This is a genomic window from Variovorax sp. P4_B11 (genome assembly GCF_056402355.1).
The window spans coordinates 25037-46501 of sequence record NZ_JBFUHO010000056.1 but is presented as its reverse complement, the minus strand read 5'-3'; the positions used below and the strand labels follow the sequence as shown (position 1 = coordinate 46501).

Below are 21465 nucleotides of genomic sequence, written 5' to 3'. Positions count from 1 at the left end.
CGACCTGCACGGCGACCTGGCCGGCGCCCGCCGCTTCCTCGAGGCGGTGAAGATCTTCTCCCTGGCCGAGAGCCTCGGCGGCGTGGAGAGCCTGATCGAGCATCCGGCGATCATGACCCACGCCACGATCCCGGCCGAGACCCGTGCAAGGCTCGGCATCGGCGACACGCTGGTGCGGCTGTCGGTGGGTGTCGAGGCGGTGGAGGATCTGCGGGAAGATCTGGCGCAGGCGCTGGCGCGGATCTGACATCTCGCGCGCGGGATCCGCGTGAGCGCCTGGATCGGCTCGCCGCCTATCGCTTGACGAAGCGCAGCGTCATGCGGTCGGATTCACCGATCGCGAGGAAGGCTTGTAGCGAGGGACGTTGGATCGTGGGTTCTTTCAGAAAGCAGGCACGAGGGCGCCGTTGAACTTCGTCTCGATGAAACTCTTCACCTCCGGCGAGTGGTAGGCCTTGACGAGCTGTTGCGCCCACGGCTTGTCCTTGTCGGCACGCCGCACCGCGATGAGGTTGGCGTACGGGCCCTTCGGCGACTCCTTGATCACCGCGTCCTTGGCGAGCGTCAGGCCGGTCTTTTCGGCATAGTCGTTGTTGATCGAGGCGATGGTCAGGTCGTCCAGCGAGCGCGGCAGCTGCGCGGCATCGAGCGGCACCAGCTTCAGCTTCTTCGGGTTGGACACCACGTCGAGCGGGGTCGCATTGTTGTTCTTGACGGCCTCCGGCTTGAGCGTGATCAGCTTGGACTCCTGCAGCAGCAGCAAGGCCCGGTTGCCATTGGATGGATCGTTCTGGATGCCGACCGAGGCACCATCGGGCAGTGCGTCGATCGACTTGATCTTGCGCGAGTAGAAGCCCAGCGGCGCCGTGATCGTGAGACCGACCGGCACGATGTCGAAGCCGCGCGACTTGTTCTGGTTGTCGAGGAAGGGCTGGTGCTGAAAGGCGTTGGCGTCGAGGTCGCCGGCCGCCAGCGCGGCGTTGGGCAACTGGTAGTCGTTAAAGACGACGACCTCGACGGCCAGCCCGTCGCGCGCCGCCGCCTTCTTGACGACTTCCCAGATCTGCTCGCCGCTGCCGACGGAGACGCCGACCTTGAGGATCTTCTTGTCCTGCGCGTGCAGTGCGCCGGTGGTGAAAAGGGTCGCGGAGGCAAGAGACAACGCAGCGATCATCGCGGCGCGGCGGCGGGTAGGAAGCATGATGGTGGGCATGTCGTATGAAAAAAGCGCGACTGTGCCTGCCGACGATCGGTTCCGGAACGAATGAAAACGAGCAACCTTATACGGTGCGCATGGATGAATCAGCGGCGAGAGGCTTGCTCGAATCGTGCATAAGCACGTTCCGAATGCGTCTTTCCCCTTTGCGGGGCTTTGTCTGCATACTCGCCAGCCTGGAGGCCGTCACAACATGGGTGTACTCGCAACATTCGATGCACAAGCAACCTGGGCCGAGACCCATGTGTGCGATAGCCTGGTGCTGGGAAACCTCGAGCGGCTGGGCGCGACGTGGGGCCGATGGAACGTCCAGACGCCCTGGGCGGCCGATGGTTCGCTGGCCGGGTTGCTCGACGCTCGGCGCATGGAACTCGCGCAACTGCACCAGCGTTTCGGCACCGAATCGGTCGATCGCATTCGTCTGTTGCCAGAGGCGCCCGGCTGGCCGGATCGCCGGCGTGAATGGCAACGGTTGCACGCACTCGACGGGTCAGTGGTGCATTGGGTACTGGAAGGCACGCTGGTGATCTATCTCCAGACGGACAGCGGGTATCTGGGCGTGCTCTGCGAGGCCGGAGAATGGCTGGCGATTCCGGCCGGCTTGCGGTATGCACGGGACGCTGGTGAAGCGCCCGACCTCGACCTGCTGGTGCTGTCGGCGCCTGTCGGCAATATCCGACCAGGCACTGGGGTCGAGGGCGATCCGGGCTTGCCTTCGCTCGACGCGTTCGTGGAGACGATGCTGGAGCTGACCGGTCACGCAGCCGACGAATAGTCGGGCGACATACGCGCGCGGTCGTCGAGAGGACGATGGGGCAGCAAGTCCCCAGTCAGGCGGTACCGACCCGGTAGAAAGTCGGCGGCGGCGTTCCGTTCACAGCGAAGGCTCCGGCCTGGCGCTCGCGGTAGATGCGCGGGTTGTGCGAGGAGATGACGCGCGCATTGCGCCAGTAGCGGTCGAGCCCGTGCGTGCGCAGCGTGGCCGATGCACCGAGCGCGTCGAACAGGACCGTGCTCGCGTCCAGCACCAGGCTGGTGACCACCGAGACGGCCTGGTCCACCTCGACATGGGCGGCGAGCGCAGAGGTGGTACGCGCCTGCTCGGTGGCCTGTGCTTCGAGGTGGGTGTCGTGCGCGCGCTGCAGCGCGGCCGCCGCCTGCAACACGGCGGCGCCAGCACCGTAGGCTGCGCCGCGCACGCGGCCGACCACCTGCAGGATCTGAGGATCGTCGGCGACACGGGCCGCATTGCCATGGCTGTAGGTGCGATCCCGCTGGCGCACGCGCTCGGCCAGGTCTTCCGCCAAAGCGCGTCCGATGCCCGCCAGAGAGGCCAGGTGCACCATCTGGTAGTAGGCCGAGGCATAGGGAAATCGGGCGGAATTCGGGTTGATCCACAGCGGATCGATGGCGACGTTGTCGAACTGCGCCGTTCCGCTGGCAGTGAGCGACTGGCCGAAGCCGTCCCAGTCGTCGAGCACTTCCACGCCAGCGGCCGTGCGCGGCACCGCCACCATCACCGGCTCGCCTTCGTCGTTGTCGGCCACTGCATTGATCCAGTCGGCGAACAGCGATCCCGTGGTGTAGAACTTGCGACCCGACAAGCGCAAGCCCTCGCCGGTGCGGCGCAGCCGGGTCGAGAAGGCACCGACCTTGGCGTCGCCCGTCTCGGAGAAGCCGGAGCCGAGCAGGTCGCCGGTCGACAGGCGGTCGAGCCACTGGGCGCGCCAGGGCGAGTCTGCGGCGAGCAACACGTCTTCCTTGAAGCCGAAGTGCGCCCGCAATGCGTTCACGACGTTGGTATCGGCCGCGCCGAGCTCGATGAACAGCGCGAACAATTCGGTCAGGCTGGCGCCCGCTCCACCCAGTTCGGTTGGCAGGCGCAGCCGGGTGAAGCCGGCCTCTCTGAGCCAGCCGATCTCTTGATGCGGCAGTCGGTGGGCGAGGTCGCGCTCGACCGCCCCCGCGCGGATGCGTGCGAACACGGGGCGCAAGCGTCCGGCGAGCGTTTCATAGCGGCTCGTGGGAGGGGCGCCCCAGGGATGGTCGAGTGCGGCAGGAGGGTTCAGGGTCATATAGGGGTTATCAGAAGGGCCTGCTGCCGGCGAGGCTGATGCGCTTGAGCAACCTGCGTTCCCCGTTGTCGAAGGCGTTGCGGGCGTGCAGCGTGGCCTGGTTGTCCCAGTACACGATGTCACCGACCGACCAGCGATGCGTGTACGCGTAGCGCTGCTGCAGCGAATGCTCGCGCAGGCGGGCAATCAGCGCCGCGCCGTACTGCGGATCGACGCCGACGATCTCGACCTCGGTGCGCGCGCCCAGGTGCAGGATGCGTCGGCCGCTGTCCGGGTGCGTGCGCACGAGCGGATGCACCTCGAACGGCGACAGCGGCTCGATGTCCGGTATGCGGTACAGCGGGAAGCCGGATGCGAGCGGCTTGAGCTTGCGCAGGAAGGGGTTGTAGGTGATCAGCCGGAGCCCGTCGATTTCGCGCCGTGTCCCGGCGTCGAGTTCGTCGTAGGCGTCGGCCAGGTTGTACCAGGTGGTGTCGCCGCCGACCGAAGGAACCTCGACTGCATAGAGCAGCGAGCCGGAAGAGGGCGTGGGCGTCCAGTGATGGTCGGCATGGGCGGAGAGCTCGTCATGGCCGAGCACGCCGCCGGCAAGGTTGGACACGTGCACGATGTCCGGCGTGTTGCCGCCATAGGGGTCCGACCCGAGCACGGGCACGTTGGCCGGCGGGTGGAAGACACTGCCGAAGTAGCTCGCGAGCCGGGCGAACGCGTCGTCCTCGAGGCGCTGGTCCTTGATGATCAGGATGTGGTGCTCGAGCAGCGCTTGCTTGAGCGAGAGCACCTGGGCCGCAGGCAACGGCCGGGTGCCGTCGAGGCCTGTCACTTCCGCGCCGAGCGCGGCCTGCAGTGGCGCGATGCGAAAGGCCGCCGGTTGGCGCGAAGGGTCGGAAGCCGGTTGGGCTGGCCGGGCGACGTCGAGTGTCGAAGAGTGGGTCATGGCGGGTCGAGGTAGGAACGCGACAGGCGCGGGGAGGCCTGGATTGTTCGACCGATCGGGACTCGGCGATAGAAGGGATTCGAGTCTGCTTATGCGCGCAAGCCCTGACGGGCCTCATGGTCAGCCCGCCACAGCCGCCTGCGCAGGGTGCACCGGCCGCTTCAGCCCCAGGTGCTCGCGCAGGGTCCGGCCCTGGTACTCGGTGCGGAACAGGCCGCGACGGCGCAGTTCAGGCAACACCCCGTCGATGAAATCGTCCAGGCCGCCGGGGAACCACGGCGACATGATGTTGAAGCCGTCGGCGCCGCCTTCCTCGAACCACTGTTGCAGCTGGTCGGCGATGCGCTCGGGCGTGCCGACTACCTGCTGGTGTCCACGCGCACCGGCGATGTGCAGGTACAGGTCGCGGATGCTGAGCTTGTCGCGGCGCGCGAGATCGACCAGCAGCCGCTGGCGGCTCTTCGGGCCATTGGTCTCGGGCAGTTCGGGCAGCGGCCCATTCACCGGGTAGCCCGAGAGATCGAAACCGCCGACCACAGTGGACAAGAGCTCCAGGCCGACCGTCGGATGGACCAGGTCCTGCAACTGCTGGAACTTCTCGTCAGCCTCGGCCTGCGTGCGGCCGACCACGGGAAAGATGCCGGGCATGATCTTCACGTCATCGGGGCTGCGGCCATGGCGCCGCACGCGAGCCTTGATGTCGGCATGGAACGCCTTGGCCTCGTCGAAGGTTTGATGGGCGACGAAGATGACCTCCGCCGTTCGCGCGGCCAGGTCCTTGCCGGCCTCCGAGGCACCGGCCTGCACCACCACCGGCCGGCCCTGCGGCGAGCGCGAGACGTTGAGCGGCCCGCGCACCGAGAAATGCTTGCCCTTGTGGCCAAGCACGTGCAGCCTGTCGGGGTCGAGGTAGATGCCGCTGTCCTGGTCGCGCGGGAAGCTGTCGTCTTCCCAGCTGTCCCACAGCCCCGTGACGACGTCGTGGAACTCGGCTGCGCGTTCGTAGCGCAGCGCGTGCTCGAGATGCTCGTCGCGGTTGAAGTTCTGCGCCTCGGCGCCACCGCTGGAGGTCACGAGGTTCCAGCCCGAACGCCCGCCGCTGATCTGGTCGAGCGAAGCGAACTTGCGCGCCACATTGAAAGGTTCGTTAAAGGAGGTGGAGACGGTGGCGATGAGGCCGATGCGATCCGTTACCGCGGCGAGTGCGGACAGCAGCGTCAGCGGTTCGAAGTGGTCGGCACGCGCGGTGCGCGAGAGCGAGGGGAGATTGGTGCTGCGCACGGCCACCGCGTCGGCGAGGAAGATCGCATCGAACTTGGCGGCTTCAGCCTTGCGCGCCAGATCGACATAGTGGCGGAAGTTGCTGCCGGCATCGGCCTGCGCGTAGGGATGGCGCCAGCCGGCGATGTGGTGGCCGGTCTGCATGAGAAAGGCGCCCAGTTTGATCTGGCGCGTGGAAGAGGTCATGGTCTGTGGTCCAGGAAATGAGTCTTGGAGGGAGGGAGCGAAGGCATCGGGGACAGGGCTCACCAGGCGAGCTGCAGGCCGGCCGGTCCGATGGCGGACGGCCAGCGGGGCGCGAGCTGCGCCGGCGCGGGCAGGGGCTCTGTCTCGACGTCGAGAAAGTCGCTGAGCACGTCGTCGCGAAGCCGGATGAAGCGCGGGTCGCTGCGGTTGCGCGGGTGCGGAAGATCGATGTCGACGATGCGGCGGATGCGCCCCGGCGAGGGCTGCATCACCACCACCTGGTCACCGAGGAAGACCGCTTCTTCCACGTCGTGCGTGACCAGCAGCATCGTGATGCGCTCCTTCTGCCAGATACGCTGCAGCTCGTTCTGCAGACGCGAGCGGGTCAGCGCATCGAGTGCACCGAAGGGCTCGTCCAGCAGCAGCACGCGCGGACGGTTGACCAGGCCGCGCGCGATCGCCACGCGCTGCGCCATGCCGCCGGAGATCTGGTGCGGCCAGGACTTCTCGAATCCCTGCAGGCCCACGAGCGCCACGTGCTCGGCCACCAGCGCGCGCTTCTCGGCGGCCGTGAACGGCGCATTGCGCAGGCCGACGGCGATGTTCTGCTCCACCGAAAGCCAGGGAAAGAGGCGGTGGTCCTGGAACACGATGCCGCGCTCGGGACCGGTTCCGGAAATCGGCTGGCCGTCGAGCAGGATCTGGCCCTCGTACTGGTCGTCGAGCCCGAGCACGAGCCGCAGCAGCGTGGATTTGCCGCAGCCGCTGGCGCCGACGATGCTCACGAAGCGGCCCGCGGGCACGTGCAGGTCGATGCCTTCGAGCACCTGCAGTTCGCCGTTGGCGCTCTGGCTGCTCGCATAGCGCTTGCCCACGCCGCGGATGTCGAGTTCCTTGGAGGAGGGCGTCGCAATCTCAGTCATGCATATTCCTTGCAGAAGTTTCAGGTGCGACCGGTCCAGCGCGAGAGCCGCCGTTCCAGCCGGCGCGCGAAGGCGTTCATCAGCCAGCCGACCAGGCCGATCACGAACATGCCGAAAATCACCAGGTCCATCTGAAAATGCTCGCTGCCCTCGATCAGCAGGTTGCCGATGCCGCGACCGGCCACCAGCAGGTATTCGGCGCCGATCGTGGCGAGCCACGAATAGATCAGCGCCAGGTAGACGCCGGTGAAGATCGCGGGCAGCGCCGCCGGCAGCACCACCTGCAGGATGGTCTGCCGCCGCGTGTAGCCGTAGACCCGCGCCACTTCGAGCAGCCCCGGCGGCGTGGTGCGGATGCCGTCGCAGGTATTCACTACCACCGGCACGAGGGCGGCCAGGGAGAGGAACGCCACCTTGGCCACGTCGCCGAGCCCGAACCACACCGAGATCAGCGGGATCCAGGCGAACAGCGAGATCTGCTTGAAGGTGTTGAAGCTCGGGCCGACGACGCGGTTGAACAGCGGCGACAGGCCCAACAGCGCGCCGAGCAACAGGCCCAGCACGGTGCCGATCGCGAAGCCGGTCGCCTCGCGCGTCAGGCTGGCGCCCAGGGCGCGCCAGAGGCGCCCGCTGGCGATCTGGTCGAACGCGGTCGAGAGGACCTTGCCGGGCGACACCAGCAGCGCCGAGTTTACGAGGTCGAGCTGCGAGGCCAGCCACCACAGCGCGATGGCGGCGATCGGCAACAGCAGGCCGCGCCAGCGGCTGGTGTCGACCGGGCGCAGCGGCTGGATGGTGGCCAGTTCGGCGGCATCGCGCGAGATCCGGCCTGCACCCTGCGCACTCATCGCGCCGCCCCCGGCCGACGGCGGTTGGCAACGCGCTCGACGGCATCGAGCAGCCGGTCGATCGCATAGCCGATGGCGCCGACCACGATGACCGCGGCCATCACGAGATCGAGCTGGAACAGCTGGCGCCCGTAGACGATCAGGTAGCCGAGACCTTCGCTGGACGCCACGAGTTCGACCACCACGAGCGACAGCCAGGCCTTGGTGAAGCCCAGGCGCAGGCCCGTGAACAGCGTGGGAATCGCATGCGGCAGCACGATCTCCAGCACCTGCTGGCGGCGGCTGTAGCCATAGGCCCGGCCTACCTCGCGCAGGGCCGTGGGGGTCTGCCGGAAGCCCTGCAGGGTGTTGAGCGCCACGGGCACCATCGCGGCCTTGGCGATCAGGATGTACTTGAGCGGCTCGCCGATGCCCACGAGCAGCAGCACGAAAGGAAGCCAGCCGAGCACCGGGATCTGCACCAGTGCATTGAAGGTCGGCAGCACATAGGTCTCGAAGCGGCGCGAAAGGCCCATGGCCGAGCCCAGCAGGAGCCCGAGCAGCGCGCCACCCGCGAAGCCGACAAGCACGCGCTGCAGGCTGGCACTCACGTTGAGCCAGAGATCGCCACTGATCGCGAGTTCGCGCAGTGTCTCGTAGACGAACTGCGGCGAGGGCAGGACCTGCGGCGAGATCCAGCCTTGCTCGGCACCCACGGTCCACAGCGCCAGCAGGGCGGCGGGAAGCAGCCAGGGGAGCAGGCCGTCGACCATGCGCCGCCAGCGCGGCCCCGGGTCGGCGGCAAGCGTCGGCTTCCCGCGCCGCGCGACCGGGCGGCTCCGCGCCGCATCCAGGCCGCCTCCGGCGGCGATGGCCGCGCGCTCAGCGGCCATTGACCGCCGCCACCGACTGCTGCGGATTGGCCTTCGGCTGGCCCTTGGCGTCGTAGGCGGTCCAGTAGTTCTCCAGGTCCTGCTTCCTGAGCGAGTTCCGCAGGTACCGGGTGTCGAACCAGTCGTCCACGGTGACGGCGTGGCGAATCAGCTTGAGCTTGAGCGCATCGGCCACGACGGCCTTGTAGCGGCCGAGGATGAACTCGTCCACCAGCGGCGAATTGCGGGTTGCGAGCGACTGCTTGTCGAACTCCGCCGCCCAGGAGGCGACGGGCACGCCGCTGCGCGACCAGATCCTGAAGAGCTCGTCGCGGTTCTTTTCTTCCGATGCCCAATGGGCGGCGCGCACGAACACGTCGACCACGCGCTGCACCTCCGCCGGGTTGGCCTCCTCGAATTCGCTGCGCACCAGCAGCGAGGCCTGGCGGGTCAGGGCCGGGTCCTGTCCCTGTGTCGAATAGACGATGTTGGCCAGTCCCGCGTCGCGCACCTTGAACCACTCGTAGCCGCCGAAGGCCGCGTCCACGCCATTGGAGACGAGCGCCGCCTGTGCGCTGCCGGCGTCGAGGTTGACAACCTTCAGGTCGCGTTCCGTCAGGCCGTTGGCAGCCAGAACGTTGATGGCCACGAGATGGCCGTTGGTGCCGCGGAAGATCGAGACCTTGCGGTCCTTCAGGTCCTTGATCGAACGGACCGGCGAGTCTTTGGGCGTCACCACGTAGAGGTTGTTGCGCGCACCGCTGACCGCCAGCAGCTTGGTCTTCAGGCCGTTGGAGCGCCCGACGATCTGCGGCAGGTCGCCCTGGTAGGCGAAGTCGATCTGCTTGTTCGACAGCGCCTCGTTGACCGCCGGGCCGGCGCCCTTGAAGAACAGCCACTCGACCTGGATGCCGGAGGACTTGAACTCCTCCTCCAGCCAGTTGTTGACGCGAACGAGGCCGCCGGGCGAGCCGCCGAAGGTGACGGGATCGCCGCCGCCCGCGCTTGCCACGCCGATGCGGATCACCTCTGGCGCGGCCTGCGCCGGCAGGGCGGCGAGCGCGAGCAGCGCCAGGCTCGCCAGCGAAGACGCCCAGCGGCGCAGGGAACGGGTGGGGTTCATCATTCTTTTCCTCGGACAGGGATCCAACGGAGTCAGGCCTGGGCCGGCGAAGCGGGCGAGCTCAGCTTGCGCCCGACCTCCGTTCCCTCGAAGAAGCGCGGATTGGCCTCGGTATAGAAGCGGTGCGGGTTGTCGAACACCAGCGCCTTGAAGTCGGCCGAGGTGATCACCCCCTGTTCGACCAGGTCCCAGCTTTCGGCCAGCGGCTCGGTGAACTCCGGTACGTCCCAGTGACCGACATCGGACGACCAGATGGCGTTGATCTTCACGCCGAGCGGATTGACGCGGTCGTTGAAGGCCGCCGCCACGGTCCGGTCGTCGGCCTCGGAACCGAAGTAGAAACTGTTCACCCAGCGATCCCGGATGTCTTCCACGCGCTCGATGCCGGACAGCGCGAAGTCGTCGATCTCGTTTTCGTTGGGCTCGCGGCTGTGGGGCAGCGCCGAGATGCCGAGGCTGTCGCGCAGCAGGGTCGACTTGTCGATCGCGCGACCCTTGATGAGGTCGCCGCCATAGCGTTCGAACAGCGACGCCAGCAGCTCGACATCGGCTTCTGCCGGATCGTCGTTGCGCACCGCGATGCGATTGCGCTTTTCGAAGCGATCGACCAGGTGCGTGTAGACGTGCGAACCCCAATCGGCCCCGCCTTCGAGCAGCCCCACGCGCAGGCCCGGAAAGCGCCGGGTCACGCCACCGAAGAACAGCGCCTTGGCGAAGGCCTGCGAGCCGTCGGCGAAGTGGCCGATGTGGTTGTTCATGTAGTTGCTGATCGACTGGCGCCCGGTCCAGCCCTGGCTGCCGTAGTGCGTGGTCACCGGTACGCCGAGTTCCACCACCTTGGCCCAGAACGGGTCGTAGTCGTATTCACTGTCGATGCCATAGAAGTCGATGTAGCCTGTCTGCTTCGCGATCTCGGGGTGCTCCTTGGCCGGGTACTTGTCCGCGATCGCGCGGATCGGCCGGCGCACGCCGCCGGCGATGTTGATCACCTTCAGGCCCAGCGTCTTGACCGCGAACTCCAGTTCCTCGATGCCCTCCTGCGGCGTGTGCAGCGGGATGCCGGCGACCGGCGTGAGGCGGTCGGCATAGGCGCGGTACTGGTCGGCGTGGAAGTGGTTGATGGCGCGATGCAGCGGTTGGCGGAATTCGCTGCCTGCCGCGGCCGGCGACAGCACGTCGTTCGGGAACAGCACCGAGTAGTCGGAGCCCTGCTCGGCCAGCCGCTCGTGCAGCAGCGCGGGCAGCGTATAGGTCGCGAGGTCGTAGGTGTTGCGCGTCACACGAGCCCACCACGGCGCTCTCAGCGTGCGGTGGTACTGGCGCTCCTCGGGCGTCTGCTGATACCAGTCCTTGCCGCCGCTGCTGCGCGTCACGAAGCGTCCGCCCAATGCCTTGCGCAGGGCATCCACCAGGGCGTTGCCGCCGTAGTGCTGGATGTAGTCCTCGAGGGCCGGTGCGTAGTCGTTGACATGCACGTCGGTGTCGATCACCGGGTGCCGGAGGCCGGCCTTCAGGGCAGCGGAGCGCGATGCGCGCACAGGGCTCAATCGGTCGTTCACAGAAGTCTCCTTGGAGGTGGCATGAATGTCTGCCGCAGGTTAAGTGGGCGATCTGCGGCGCCCAAGGAAGGTTTTTGCGCTTGCTTAGGTGTGCGCTGCATATCGACGCGAGCGCCTCGCGACCCACCTGTTGCGCGGCTGCTTTCCGCATATCCATATGGATTCGGCGAGTTGGCATCGCAGCCGCTGCGCGCATAGCATTCCGGCTCCTGCCATGGCTCCCTGTGTCTCTCGCTCTTCATGAACCCTCCGTTGGATCTGTTGCGGCCGTCCGCCCCGCAGTGCCTCTTCACTCTCGAACACATTCGGGCCTTCCGTGAGGTCGCGAAGCACCGCAACCTCACCTTGGCTGCCTCGGCGCTTCGACTTTCCAAGTCGACCGTGAGCAAGTACATGACCGAGCTCGAAAGCCAGGTCGGCGTGAAACTGCTCAACCGCAGCACGCGCGCGGTGAGCCTCACGGATGCGGGACACCTGCTGCTGCGCCGGAGCAAGTCAGTCGTCGACCTGACGGCGCGGATCCACTCCGAGCTGCGGGCGCACGCCGCGATGTAGGCGCGCGCATGCGTCGCGCTGCTCGATCAGCAGAGCGGCACGCGAGAGAGCGGAAAATGGCAGGCCACCGCCTGCTGCGCGGAGATCGGTTGCAGCTGCGGCATGCGGAGCCGGCATTCGGCATCGGCGCACGGGCAGCGGTTCTCGAAGCGACAGACCTGGGGCGAGGGATCGATCGGACTGCGCGGCTCGCCCGCCAGCGGCACCGGCCGCGCGCCGGCTGGGCCGCGGAACAGCGGGGCCGCCGATGCCAGCGCCGCAGCGTAGGGGTGCGCGGGGTGGTCGAGTACTTGCGCCGTTTCACCGGCCTCGACGAGGCGACCCAGGTACATCACGAGCACGCGCTGGCACAGCAGTCGCACCACCTGCAGATCGTGCGAGACGAACAGATAGCCGATGCCGAGCTCTCGCCTGAGTTCGTCGAGCAGGCGCAGGATGCCGACCTGGATCGAGACGTCGAGTGCGCTGGTCGGCTCGTCCAGGATCAGCAGCGCCGGCTCCAGCGCCACCGCGCGCGCGATGCCCACGCGCGCAGCCTGGCCGCCCGACAGCTGGTGCGGCCGCCGCGCCAGCAGCGCGGCAGGCAGGCGGGCGTGCTCGGCGGCTGCATGCACGCGCCGGCGCAGTGCGTCTCCTGCCAGGCCCTTGAGCCGGCGCAGCGGCGCCGCGATCGCATCGAAGGCGTTCAGCCGGGGGTCCAGGCTGTCGCCTGGATCCTGGAACACCATCTGGATGTCGGTGCGCCATGGCGCATGCGCGGCCTTTCGAGCCGGCCAGCGCGCGAGGTCCTCCCCCTTGAAGCGGATCTCGCCGCTGTCGGGATCGTCGAGGCGGGCGATGAGGCCGGCGACGGTCGACTTGCCGCAACCGGACTCGCCGACCAGCCCGAGCGCCTCGCCACGGCCGATCTCGAAACTCACGTCATCGACGGCCTGCAGGCGTGCCGTGCGCGCACGGGACAGCCAGCGCGCCGGCGCCTTGCCGGGTACGGGGAAGCTCTTGCGCAAGTGGCGCACTTCGAGCAGCGGTTCTCTCACAGCGGGTTCCAGCATGCGCTCTGATGTCCGGTGGCAACGCGTGTCATCGGTGGAGGCTGGTCGCAGTCGCCGTCGATGCGTCGCTCGCAGCGTTCTGCAAAGCGGCAGGCCGGGAGATCGCCGCGCGCGAGGTCGGGCAGTTCACCCGGCACGGGACGCAATGCCTGCAGCGACAAGCCGTGCCGGGGCGTGGCATCGATCAGGTGCTGGGTATAGGGGTGGGCGGGTGCATCGAAGAGTCGCCGCACCGGCGCGACCTCGACCAGATGGCCCGCATGCATCACGGCGACACGGTCGCAATATTCGGAGGCAAGCGCCAGGTCGTGCGTGATCAGCAGCGTGGCCATGCGGCGCGCCCGCGCTTGCGCCGCGATCAGCGCCATCACGGCGGCCTGCGTCGTCACGTCCAGTCCGGTGGTCGGCTCGTCGGCCATCAGCAGAGCCGGCTCGCCGCTGAGGGCCAGCGCAATCATCACGCGCTGACACATGCCACCGGACAACTGCCATGGATAGGCGCGCGAGCGCGCCTCGGGGTCGGCGATGCCGACCTGCGCCAGCAGTTCGATCGCGCGCGCATGCGCCTGCCGGGACGGCCGGGCGCGCCGGGCCTGTAGTGCATCCGCGATCTGATCTCCGACCCGACGGATCGGGTTGAGCGAGCAGCGCGGGTTCTGGAAGATCAGCGCGATCGAACTGCCGCGGACGGACTTCAGCGCCGGCTCGCCGGCCCCCAGGAGTTCGCGGCCCTGCAGCCGCACGCTGCCACCCAGGATCTCGGCGGCCGGATCCAGCAGGCCGGCGAGCGCGAGCGCCGTGACGGATTTTCCGGAGCCCGACTCGCCGACGAGTGCCAGCGTCTCGCCCGCGGACAACTCGAAAGTGACGTTGTCCAGCGCATGCACGTGTGCGCCGTCACGGCGCCGGAACCGCACCGACAGCCCCCGCACTTCGAGCAATTCCCCGGAAGCGGTCACGTGCGTTGCCTCGGGTCGAGTCGGTCGCGCAGCGCATCGCCTGCGAGCGTGAACGCGTAGACCGCCGCAAACAGCGCCAGGCCAGGGAAGAGTGCGACCCACCACTGGCCGGTGAGGATGAACTGAGCGCCTTCGCTCACCAGCACGCCCCATTCGGGCGTCGGCGGGCGTACGCCCAGGCCGATGAAGGACAGCCCGGCACCGTTGAGGATCGCCCATCCCAGGTTGAGCGACACCTGGACGGCCAGCATCGGCAGGACGTTTGGCAGCAGCACGCCGAACAGCAACCGGGCGTCGCCCGCGCCGCCGAGGCGTGCGGCCAGTACATAGCCGGCATGGCGCCGGACCGCTACTTCGGCGCGCGAGAGCCGAATGTAGAAGGGCAGGTTGATCAGCGCGGTGGCGTAGATGACGCTAGCCACCGAATTTCCGAGGGCGGCGACCAGCGCCATGGCCACCACGAAGAGCGGGAAGGCCATCAGCACGTCGACCAGCCGGCCGACCCAGCGATCCAGCGCGCCGCCCAGGAAGCCACAGGTGGCGCCCACGAGGGTGCCGGCAATGGCGGAGATCAGCACGGCCGAGAACGCGATGGCCATGTCGAGTCGCGTGGCCGCGATCACCCGGCTCAAGACGTCACGCCCGAGCTGATCGGTGCCGAACCGGTGCGCGGCCGAGGGCGGCTGCAGGCCGATTGCCACGTCGGTGGCGAACGGGTCCTGCGGCGCGATGGCCGGGCCCAGGAGTGCCAGCAGAAGCAATGCCGTCGCCGGCAACAGCGGCAACCAGCGGTGCGCGCTTTTCAGCCGGTGGAGGACATGGCGGAGCGGCTTCATCGCGCGGTCGAGAAGCGCGGGTCAGCGGCAGCACCTGCCAGATCGACCAACAGGTTGACCAGCGCGAAGAGCGTCGCGATCAGCAGCACGAAGCCCTGCACCGGGGCTGGATCCGATGCCATGAGCGCATCGAGCGCGTAGCTGCCGACGCCCGGCCACGCGAACAGCTTCTCGATCACCACGTTGGCACCCAGCATGTATGAGAAGACCATGCCCAGCGTCGTGAGCACCGGCAGCAGGGCATTGCGAAGCGCGTAGCCGAAGAGCACGCGAGTGCGTGGAAGACCCAGCGCACGCGCGGTGCGCATGAAGTCGCTGGCCAGCACAGAGAGCATCGCCGAGCGCGTGATGCGCGCGAGTGGTGCCACCGAGAACAAGGCCATGGAGATGCCGGGCAGCATCAGGTGCGACAGCGCCGAGCGCCAGGCGGTGCCGTCGCCCGCGAGCAGCGCATCGATCAGCAGGAAGCCGGTGCGCGTCGGCGGTGGCGCTACCAGCGCGTCGATGCGCCCGATCGGCTCGGCCGCCCAGCCCAGCAGGAAGTAGAAGGTGTAGATCAGCAGCAGCCCGACGACGAAGGTCGGCGCGCAGCTGCCGGCCGTGCCGATCGCGCGGCACAGGTGGTCGATCCAGGATCCCGGCCGCGKGGCCGCGGCCACGCCCAGCGGGATCCCGGTGATCAGTGCCAGCCCGAAGGCGAAGAAGGTGAGTTCCAGCGAAGCCGGCAGCCGCTGCAGCAGGTCGGCCGTGACCGGTTGGCCGGTGGTGAAGGACTGCCCCCAGTCACCCCGCGCAAGCTGAGCCAGGTAGTGCAGCAGTTGCTCGGGGAGCGGACGGTCGAGTCCGAGCGATTGGCGCAGCTGTGCGATCTCGGCCGGCGTGGCCTGCCCCGACGCGAGGAATGAGGCTGCATCGCCGGGCAACACGCGCGTGAGGAGGAAGGTGAACACCGCGGCGCCGAGCACGATCGGCAGCGTGGCCAGCATGCGCCTCACGATCATGGCGAAGAAGGCCGCTTCACGTCCGCGTGAGCGGCCGGAAGTCGACCTGGCCGTGGATGTAGTAGGTGAAGTTCGCGAGGTCGGGCTGCAGGGCGATGTCGTAGGAAGGCAGCCACAACGGGACGATCGGCAGTTCTCGAAAGACGATCTGGATCGCCTGGCGGATCAACGCATCGTATTTCGCCTTGTCGGTCTCCCAGCGCGCCTGCTCGACCAGCTTGGCGAGTTCAGGATTCTCGAAAGAGCCGAAGTTCCAGCGCCAGTCTCCCTGGAAGAAGATGCGGAAGAAGTAGTCGGGGTCGTTGAACCAGGCCGAGGATGTATCGATGTAGAAGGGCAGCTTCTTTTCGGTCTGCAAGGTTCCCCATTGGGCTCCGGCCACCTTCTCGATGGTCACGGCAATGCCGATCCGGGACAAGGCCTCCTGCACCAGCAGCGCTGCCGGTTCGCCGATGGTGGCGTCCCCGACGTTGTAGCTGAAGCTGGTCTGGAAACCCTGCGGATAGCCGGCCGCGGCGAGCAGTTCGCGTGCTTTCTGCAACTGCGTGTCGTAGGGGTAGGGTTGCGGAAACGCGCTGCTCGTCGGCTTGGCGGACGGGGCGCCGAAGAGCGGCTGGCCGTGGCCGAAGCTGGCGCCGCGGAACAGGCTGGTGTAGGGCAGCGCATAGGCCACGGCCTGGCGCACGCGCACGTCGTCGAATGGCTTGGCGCGGGTGTTGAAGGCGATGAAGCGGAAAGAATTGGTGACCGGTACCGACACCACCTGCAGCGTCTTGCGCTCGGCGAGCGCGTCGATGTCCTTGGGCGGCAGCTGCAGCGCCACGTCGGCGTCACCGCGCTGCAGGGCTGCCGAGCGTGTCGCCGCGGTGGGCACGGTCTGGAACACCGCGCGGCGCACGTAGGGCAAGGTGCCACTTTTCCAGTCGTCGAAGCGGGCATAGACGACCTGTTGGCCCGGCGTCCACGATTCGATCCGGTAGGCACCACCGCCGGCGGCGTTGTTGCGCACCCACTCGGCCGCCCACGGATCGGTGGCCGTCGCATGCTTCCTTGCAAGCTCGGCGTTCAGCACCGAGGCGAAGCTGAGCGCCAGATTGGGCAGCGTGTAGCGGTCCGCGCGTGGCAGCGTGATGCGCAGCGTGTGTGCATCCACGACGATGAACTGCGCGGGATCGGTCAGCGATCCGGTGCCCAGCTGGCGCTTGGAGGCCGGCAGGCTGACGGCCCGGTCGAGCGACCATTTGACATCGTTCGCGGTCACCGGCGAACCGTCGTGGAACGTGGCGTTGCGACGCAAGTGAAAGGTGAGCGTCTTGCCGTCGGTCGACTGCTCGAAGGTCTCGGCCAGTTCGCCCTTGAAGCGCGAGTAGTCGTAGCGGTAAACGCCGGAAGGCAGCTTGACCCGGTCTAAGTTGATCAGCCGGTCGTAGATGTTGGTGAAGGTACCGAGCGACTCCCGGCTCACGCCCTCGCCGTGCGGGTCGCGCGAGTTGGGGGTTCCTTCGGCAAGCACGCGCACGGTTTCCTTTCTGGGCTGTGCGTGGGCGAGAGGAAGGGTGGCGGGCAGGGCGGCCAGAATGCCTGCGCCGGAGCCGGCCTGGAGCAGATGACGTCGTTGCATGGGATGTTCCATCAAGCGGGTGAAGGATGGGCCTGGCTCAGAGCGAGGCGTGGCGGCGCGGCTCGGTCCCGTTCAACCAGAAGTCGCCGATGGCGTGAAATTTCCAGCGCAGCGGGTCGTGCACTGTGTGGGTGCGGGCGTTGCGCCAGTGGCGGTCGAGGTTGTGCTCGGCCAGCGTCGACTGCGTGCCGCCGAGCTCGATCAGCGTGCTGCTCGCGTCGAGCGCGATTTGCGTGGTTGACACCTTCGCCTCTGCCACCGCGATCGACGCTTCGGTGACGCGAACCGAGGTCGGGTCGTCACGCGCCGCGTCGAGATGACGTGCTGCTCGTTCCTGCAGCAGCTCGGCCGCGTGCAGCCGTATCACGAGCTCGCCGATGCGCGACAGCGTGAGGCCGAGTGCAGCAGTTGGGCGAACGCGCCATGGATCGTGGGCGGCTCGAACAGACGGTGCCGTGCCACGACCTGCAGCGGCATGACGGCGACGTTGTCGGCGATCACAGTGCCGCTTGCCGTCGTGCGCTGGCCGAAGCCATTCCAGTCGTCTTCGACCGTGAGGCCCGGTGCGTGGCGTTCGACGTACACGAGCACCTGTCGGTCGTCGTCGTCGAGCGCCGCCACCGGTACCCAATGTGCGAACAGCGCGCCGGTCGAATAGGCCTTTCGGCCATTGAGGCGCAGGCCGTCGGAAGTGCGCGCAAGGCGTGTCCTGACCACCTTAGCATTCGCCGTACCGGTCTCCGACACCGCATTGCCGAAGCGGCGTCCAGCGAGCGCTTCGGCGAAGAAGAAATGCTGTTGCTCCGCGGTGCCGACCCATCGGATCGCATCGACCAGGCAGTGGTGGTTCTGAGGGATCTGGCCGATCGCCGGATCCGCCTCGGAAATGATGGCCGTCACCTCGGACAGCGTCAGGTGGGACACCGCCGGTCCGCCGAAGGCGCGCGGCACGGTGAGGCCCCAGAGGCCGCTCTGTGCGTAGAGTTCGATCTCGGCAAAGGGGAGGGTGCGCTGCCGGTCGCGCTCGGCAGCTCCGGGAGCGAAGCGGGCCGCGAGTTGGTGCGCCACGTCGAGCGCATGCGCGTCGTCGCGGATCAGGGTGGCGGTCGGCGCTTCGGCCGTGGCGTGGGAGGGGAGAGCGGACACGGTGTCTTTCTGAGATTTCGAGTGGACGCGGTGGGTGGCGATGTCAGGCGCGCGGCGCGTTGCGGCGCCATGCGGCACCGGGATGCGGGAGGGCGAGCCGGGCGGGGCCACCCAGCATCTTTTCGCGCAGCGTGCCGGGCGCGTAGGCGCGCTTGAATCGCCCCCGCGCCTGCAGCTCGGGCACCAGCAGGTCGGCAATGTCGGCGAAACCCTCGGGTGTCACGGTGCGCACGAGATTGAAGCCGTCGACGCCGGTCGCATCGGCCCAGTCGATGAGCTCGGTCGCAACCTGTGCGGGTGCACCGACGATCGGTGTGAAGCGCCCGCCGAGTGTCATCTCGGCCAGCAGTCGGTTGACCGTCCAGGCGCCACTGGCGCTGCCGCGGGTGATCGCATCGTGCGCCGACTGGATCGCGTCGCCGCCCATGGGACGGATCGGCTCGTCCGGTTCGTAGCGCGACAGGTCGATGCCGGTGGCGCTCGCGAACTGGGCCAGTGCCGCGCGCGGTTCGGCGTAGCGACGGTAGTCGGCCAGCTTGTCGTTCGCCTCGGTCCTGGTCTGCCCGACGATGACTTCCAGGCTCGTGAGAATGCGCACGGAGGCGGGGTCGCGCCCGGCCTCGGCGATGCGTTCGCGCAGCGTTTTCACCAAGCCAGCGGTGGCTGCCCGCCCCTGGTTGGGGATGAACAGGCATTCCGCGTGCTTGGCCGCGAAGGCGATGCCGCGCGCAGAGGCGCCGGCCTGGTAGAGGAGCGGCGTGCGCTGCGGCGACGGCTCGCTCAGGTGAATCGCGTCGATCCGGTAGTGCGGGCCGTCGTGGCTCACCCTGTGCACGCGCGAGGGCTCCGCGTACACGCCGCGCACCGAGTCGGCCACGACCGCATCGTCGTCCCAGCTCGCCTCCCACAGCTGATAGACGACGTCCATGAAATCGTCGGCGCGCTCGTAGCGCGCGTCGTGGCCGGTCAGCGCCGAGCTGCCCGTGGCGCGCGCGCTGCTGTCGAGGAAGCCGGTCACGATGTTCCAGCCGAGGCGCCCGCGCGAGAGGTGGTCGAGGGTCGACATGCGGCGCGCGAACAGGTAGGGCGTCTCGTGGCTCAGGTTGACCGTGATGCCGAAGCCCAGGTGCTTGGTCACCGCGGCCATGGCCGGTACCAGGACGGCCGGATCATTGGCCGGCAGCTGGATTGCCTGTCGCAGGGCTGCGTCTGCACTGCCGCCGTACACGTCGTAGACGCCCGAGGCGTCGGCCAGGAAGAGGCCGTCGAACAGGCCGCGCTCGAGCGTACGCGCGAAATCCTGCCAGTAGGCGATGTCCTTGTAGTCGGTGGCCCGATCGCGCGGGTGACGCCACAGCCCATGGGCGAGGTGGCCGACCGTGTTCATGTCGAACGCGTTGAGCAGTAGTTCCCGGCGTGCCAAATCGAGTTGTCTCTCAGAAGAATCGAAACCGGACGGCGGGGTCGCGCGCCACGCGTGCGCTCAGGCCGCGCTCCCACGCGAGGTAGTCGGCCCATGCGCGGTCACGGCGCGACGCCGGCACGCGCATGACGGAGCCCCAGTCATCCTCGAAGGGCGTGAGGATCTGCGAGGGCTCCCAAGCCTGCTCGACGGGCAGTCCCGCCGCCTGCCAGCCCAGCGTGCCGCCGGCGAGCCAGTCGATCTCGCTGTCCGGCCAGCGTTCGCGCGCGTCGCGTGCCACCAGCCGCGCAGCGCGACCTTGAGGGGAGCTGAAGACGATGCGATGCCCTTCATGCAGCAGCGCTGCCAGCGGCTCCAGCGTGAAGGGCAGCAGGAAGTGCGAGCGCGGAAGGTGCGCGCGCTCGAAATCTGCGCTCGGGCCCACGTCGACGACGTGGATGCGTTCGGGTTCATCACGCAGCAGCGTGGCCAGCCGGGCCGGCAACAGGCCGCGCCCGGCGAGTGAGACCGGGTCGTCAGGAAGACCGGTTTCGGCGCGCCATTCGGCTGGCAGTTCACCGTCCAGGATAAGCACCTCGGCCTGGTCGAGCTGGAGCAGCCAGAAGGCTGTGACCGCCGCGCGCAGGCGGTGCGGATCGTCCAGGAGCACGATCCGGGCGTGGCGGGTGCCGACCAGGTTCTCGAAATGCATCAGCAACTGGCCGCCGGGTACGGCGCGAACGCCAGCGATAGGATCGTCGGCTCCGGCCGTCGGGCGCAGGTCGAAGACGTAGAGCGTCCGCTCGTCGGCTTCGGCACGCAGACGCACAAGCGCGTCGGGGCGCAGCACCGGCAAGTCGTGGCGCACGATCAGCGCGTCGGCCCGCTGGTGCAACTCCTCGTCATTGGCCTGGGGAAGGTCGACGTCGGGCCCTGCGTTCTGCACGACCGGTGCACCATCCAGCGCCCATCGCATCACCCCGTCTTCGACAAAGCGCACGTCGCGATGGCCGAGCAGGTGCAGCGTGGTGGCGCCAATGATGCCGCGCGTGCGGCTGAAACAGTTGATCGCCCAGGCTGGGGCGTGTGCGTCGGCGGACCACTGGCGCAGCGCGAGTTCGGTGCCGGCGTGGTTGCTGGCGCCCGGCAGGCTCAGGAATGCGAATTCCCCGGCTGGCCGCGCATCGATCAGCGTCACGGGGAGGCCCGAGGCCTGGCGTTCCCGCAACGCGTCGCCACTCAGGGTCGGTGTTGCGTAGTGCTCGCGCACGCGGTCGCCAAAGGCCTTGACCAGGGTCCCATAGCCGTCGATCAACTGGAACCCTGCGGTCTGCCAGGCGGCGGTTCCGCCGGAGAGCACCCGCACATCCGTGTAGCCGAGGCGACGGAGCAGTGCCGCCGCGCGCGCGGTCGGCCCGTTCGAGTCCCCGGCGTCGACCAGGACGACTGGCGCGCCGAGGCGCGGCACCAGCGCCCGGACCTCGAGCTCCAGCGTCGACAGCGGGGCGAGACGCGCGAGATTCAGGTGGCCGCCGACATAGGCGCGCGCCTCGCGCACGTCGAGCAATGCGAGTTCCTGGCGGCCCAGCAGCAGATCCTGGAGCGCCTGCGGCGCAATGAGCGATGAATGTCCGGTCATCGAATCAGTTCGCAGGGATGCCGCGGATCGACTTCGTCCGATAGACCTCTGCAGCGCCCCACGCGAAGACACGCAGCACGGGGAGGAAGCGGCGGAGGGAGGAAGTCATGTGCAGTGTGTGGACGTGGGCGGCAATGAGCGGGCGGCAGCCATGTCGCCACTCCAGTCGTGAGGAGGCGAGTTCGTTTAGCCCGTCCGGCGTCTGCGACTGTAGGTTCGCGGCAAGCCGCGACCAACAAAGGTTTGCGCATGTAC

General features: G+C 68.0%; 19 protein-coding genes and 1 pseudogene. 3 read left to right on the top strand and 17 right to left on the bottom strand.

Going from position 1 to position 21465, the window contains the following annotated elements; all coding sequences use genetic code 11:
• On the top strand, positions 1-247 hold a 247-nt coding region (locus tag AC1DYD_RS32585), incomplete at its 5' end, for a PLP-dependent transferase (protein WP_478176879.1).
• A gap of 135 nt (positions 248-382) precedes the next feature.
• Here the strand turns inward: AC1DYD_RS32585 and AC1DYD_RS32580 are convergent.
• Entirely contained in the window at positions 383-1213 is an 831-nt protein-coding gene (locus AC1DYD_RS32580) for a MetQ/NlpA family ABC transporter substrate-binding protein (protein ID WP_478176878.1), read from the bottom strand.
• A 196-nt stretch (positions 1214-1409) separates the two neighbouring features.
• Between AC1DYD_RS32580 and AC1DYD_RS32575 the strand changes: the two genes are divergently transcribed.
• Positions 1410-1991 (top strand): cupin domain-containing protein, encoded by a 582-nt coding sequence (locus AC1DYD_RS32575; RefSeq protein ID WP_478176877.1) that lies wholly within the window; start codon positions 1410-1412, stop codon positions 1989-1991.
• A gap of 55 nt (positions 1992-2046) precedes the next feature.
• Here the strand turns inward: AC1DYD_RS32575 and AC1DYD_RS32570 are convergent, their stop codons facing one another.
• The 8 genes from AC1DYD_RS32570 to AC1DYD_RS32535 all read right to left on the bottom strand — a co-directional run bounded on the left by AC1DYD_RS32570 (position 2047) and on the right by AC1DYD_RS32535 (position 10999).
• Positions 2047-3291: an acyl-CoA dehydrogenase family protein gene (locus AC1DYD_RS32570; RefSeq protein ID WP_478176876.1), complete on the bottom strand. Its 1245-nt coding sequence runs from the start codon at positions 3289-3291 to the stop codon at positions 2047-2049.
• 10 nt (positions 3292-3301) lie between these two features.
• Positions 3302-4228: a TauD/TfdA dioxygenase family protein gene (locus AC1DYD_RS32565; protein ID WP_478176875.1), complete on the bottom strand. Its 927-nt coding sequence runs from the start codon at positions 4226-4228 to the stop codon at positions 3302-3304.
• Positions 4229-4348: 120 nt separating this feature from the next.
• The gene (locus AC1DYD_RS32560) at positions 4349-5695 is read right to left on the bottom strand and encodes an LLM class flavin-dependent oxidoreductase (RefSeq protein ID WP_478176874.1); all 1347 of its coding nucleotides are present in this window, start codon (positions 5693-5695) and stop codon (positions 4349-4351) included.
• Positions 5696-5754: 59 nt separating this feature from the next.
• Positions 5755-6618, bottom strand: a complete 864-nt coding sequence (locus AC1DYD_RS32555) for an ABC transporter ATP-binding protein (RefSeq protein WP_478176873.1) — start codon at positions 6616-6618, stop codon at positions 5755-5757.
• Between the two features lie 20 nt (positions 6619-6638).
• Entirely contained in the window at positions 6639-7466 is an 828-nt protein-coding gene (locus AC1DYD_RS32550) for an ABC transporter permease (protein ID WP_478176872.1), read from the bottom strand.
• Positions 7463-8338 (bottom strand): ABC transporter permease, encoded by an 876-nt coding sequence (locus tag AC1DYD_RS32545; protein ID WP_478176871.1) that lies wholly within the window; start codon positions 8336-8338, stop codon positions 7463-7465. Before AC1DYD_RS32545 ends, AC1DYD_RS32550 begins: the two co-directional genes overlap by 4 nt.
• Positions 8328-9440, bottom strand: a complete 1113-nt coding sequence (locus tag AC1DYD_RS32540; protein ID WP_478176870.1) for an ABC transporter substrate-binding protein — start codon at positions 9438-9440, stop codon at positions 8328-8330. Before AC1DYD_RS32540 ends, AC1DYD_RS32545 begins: the two co-directional genes overlap by 11 nt.
• A 32-nt stretch (positions 9441-9472) precedes the next feature.
• Positions 9473-10999 (bottom strand): amidohydrolase family protein, encoded by a 1527-nt coding sequence (locus tag AC1DYD_RS32535; protein WP_478176869.1) that lies wholly within the window; start codon positions 10997-10999, stop codon positions 9473-9475.
• Positions 11000-11239: 240 nt separating this feature from the next.
• On the opposite strand from AC1DYD_RS32535, the gene AC1DYD_RS32530 reads away from it, so the two are divergent.
• On the top strand, positions 11240-11554 hold the full coding sequence (locus AC1DYD_RS32530; protein ID WP_478176868.1) for a LysR family transcriptional regulator: 315 nt from the start codon (positions 11240-11242) through the stop codon (positions 11552-11554).
• Positions 11555-11580: 26 nt separating this feature from the next.
• On the opposite strand, the gene AC1DYD_RS32525 is transcribed toward AC1DYD_RS32530, so the two are convergent.
• From AC1DYD_RS32525 to AC1DYD_RS32490, 8 genes and pseudogenes are all read right to left on the bottom strand, one after another.
• Positions 11581-12591: an oligopeptide/dipeptide ABC transporter ATP-binding protein gene (locus AC1DYD_RS32525; RefSeq protein WP_478176867.1), complete on the bottom strand. Its 1011-nt coding sequence runs from the start codon at positions 12589-12591 to the stop codon at positions 11581-11583.
• Entirely contained in the window at positions 12588-13565 is a 978-nt protein-coding gene (locus AC1DYD_RS32520) for an ABC transporter ATP-binding protein (protein WP_478176866.1), read from the bottom strand. The genes AC1DYD_RS32525 and AC1DYD_RS32520 overlap by 4 nt, the downstream gene beginning before the upstream one ends.
• Positions 13562-14401, bottom strand: a complete 840-nt coding sequence (locus AC1DYD_RS32515; protein ID WP_478176865.1) for an ABC transporter permease — start codon at positions 14399-14401, stop codon at positions 13562-13564. The genes AC1DYD_RS32520 and AC1DYD_RS32515 overlap by 4 nt, the downstream gene beginning before the upstream one ends.
• On the bottom strand, positions 14398-15402 hold the full coding sequence (locus AC1DYD_RS32510; RefSeq protein WP_478176864.1) for an ABC transporter permease: 1005 nt from the start codon (positions 15400-15402) through the stop codon (positions 14398-14400). Before AC1DYD_RS32510 ends, AC1DYD_RS32515 begins: the two co-directional genes overlap by 4 nt.
• Positions 15403-15418: 16 nt before the next feature.
• Positions 15419-17023: an ABC transporter substrate-binding protein gene (locus tag AC1DYD_RS32505; RefSeq protein WP_478176863.1), complete on the bottom strand. Its 1605-nt coding sequence runs from the start codon at positions 17021-17023 to the stop codon at positions 15419-15421.
• Positions 17024-17060: 37 nt separating this feature from the next.
• Positions 17061-18169, bottom strand: a pseudogene (locus AC1DYD_RS32500) (acyl-CoA dehydrogenase family protein).
• A 43-nt stretch (positions 18170-18212) separates the two neighbouring features.
• Positions 18213-19556 (bottom strand): LLM class flavin-dependent oxidoreductase, encoded by a 1344-nt coding sequence (locus AC1DYD_RS32495; RefSeq protein WP_478176862.1) that lies wholly within the window; start codon positions 19554-19556, stop codon positions 18213-18215.
• A 49-nt stretch (positions 19557-19605) separates the two neighbouring features.
• Positions 19606-21210, bottom strand: coding sequence for a rhodanese-like domain-containing protein (locus AC1DYD_RS32490; protein ID WP_478176861.1), 1605 nt, complete (start codon positions 21208-21210; stop codon positions 19606-19608).
• Positions 21211-21465: the final 255 nt, after the last annotated feature.

What these genes read in the sequence shown, in the direction of transcription:
- AC1DYD_RS32580 (WP_478176878.1), bottom strand. Translation starts at nt 1,213, where the DNA reads ATGCCCACCATCATGCTTCCTACCCGCCGCCGCGCCGCGATGATCGCT.
- AC1DYD_RS32575 (WP_478176877.1), top strand. Translation starts at nt 1,410, where the DNA reads ATGGGTGTACTCGCAACATTCGATGCACAAGCAACCTGGGCCGAGACC.
- AC1DYD_RS32570 (WP_478176876.1), bottom strand. Translation starts at nt 3,291, where the DNA reads ATGACCCTGAACCCTCCTGCCGCACTCGACCATCCCTGGGGCGCCCCT.
- AC1DYD_RS32565 (WP_478176875.1), bottom strand. Translation starts at nt 4,228, where the DNA reads ATGACCCACTCTTCGACACTCGACGTCGCCCGGCCAGCCCAACCGGCT.
- AC1DYD_RS32560 (WP_478176874.1), bottom strand. Translation starts at nt 5,695, where the DNA reads ATGACCTCTTCCACGCGCCAGATCAAACTGGGCGCCTTTCTCATGCAG.
- AC1DYD_RS32555 (WP_478176873.1), bottom strand. Translation starts at nt 6,618, where the DNA reads ATGACTGAGATTGCGACGCCCTCCTCCAAGGAACTCGACATCCGCGGC.
- AC1DYD_RS32550 (WP_478176872.1), bottom strand. Translation starts at nt 7,466, where the DNA reads ATGAGTGCGCAGGGTGCAGGCCGGATCTCGCGCGATGCCGCCGAACTG.
- AC1DYD_RS32545 (WP_478176871.1), bottom strand. Translation starts at nt 8,338, where the DNA reads ATGGCCGCTGAGCGCGCGGCCATCGCCGCCGGAGGCGGCCTGGATGCG.
- AC1DYD_RS32540 (WP_478176870.1), bottom strand. Translation starts at nt 9,440, where the DNA reads ATGAACCCCACCCGTTCCCTGCGCCGCTGGGCGTCTTCGCTGGCGAGC.
- AC1DYD_RS32530 (WP_478176868.1), top strand. Translation starts at nt 11,240, where the DNA reads ATGAACCCTCCGTTGGATCTGTTGCGGCCGTCCGCCCCGCAGTGCCTC.
- AC1DYD_RS32515 (WP_478176865.1), bottom strand. Translation starts at nt 14,401, where the DNA reads ATGAAGCCGCTCCGCCATGTCCTCCACCGGCTGAAAAGCGCGCACCGC.
- AC1DYD_RS32505 (WP_478176863.1), bottom strand. Translation starts at nt 17,023, where the DNA reads ATGCAACGACGTCATCTGCTCCAGGCCGGCTCCGGCGCAGGCATTCTG.
- AC1DYD_RS32495 (WP_478176862.1), bottom strand. Translation starts at nt 19,556, where the DNA reads ATGAACACGGTCGGCCACCTCGCCCATGGGCTGTGGCGTCACCCGCGC.
- AC1DYD_RS32490 (WP_478176861.1), bottom strand. Translation starts at nt 21,210, where the DNA reads ATGACCGGACATTCATCGCTCATTGCGCCGCAGGCGCTCCAGGATCTG.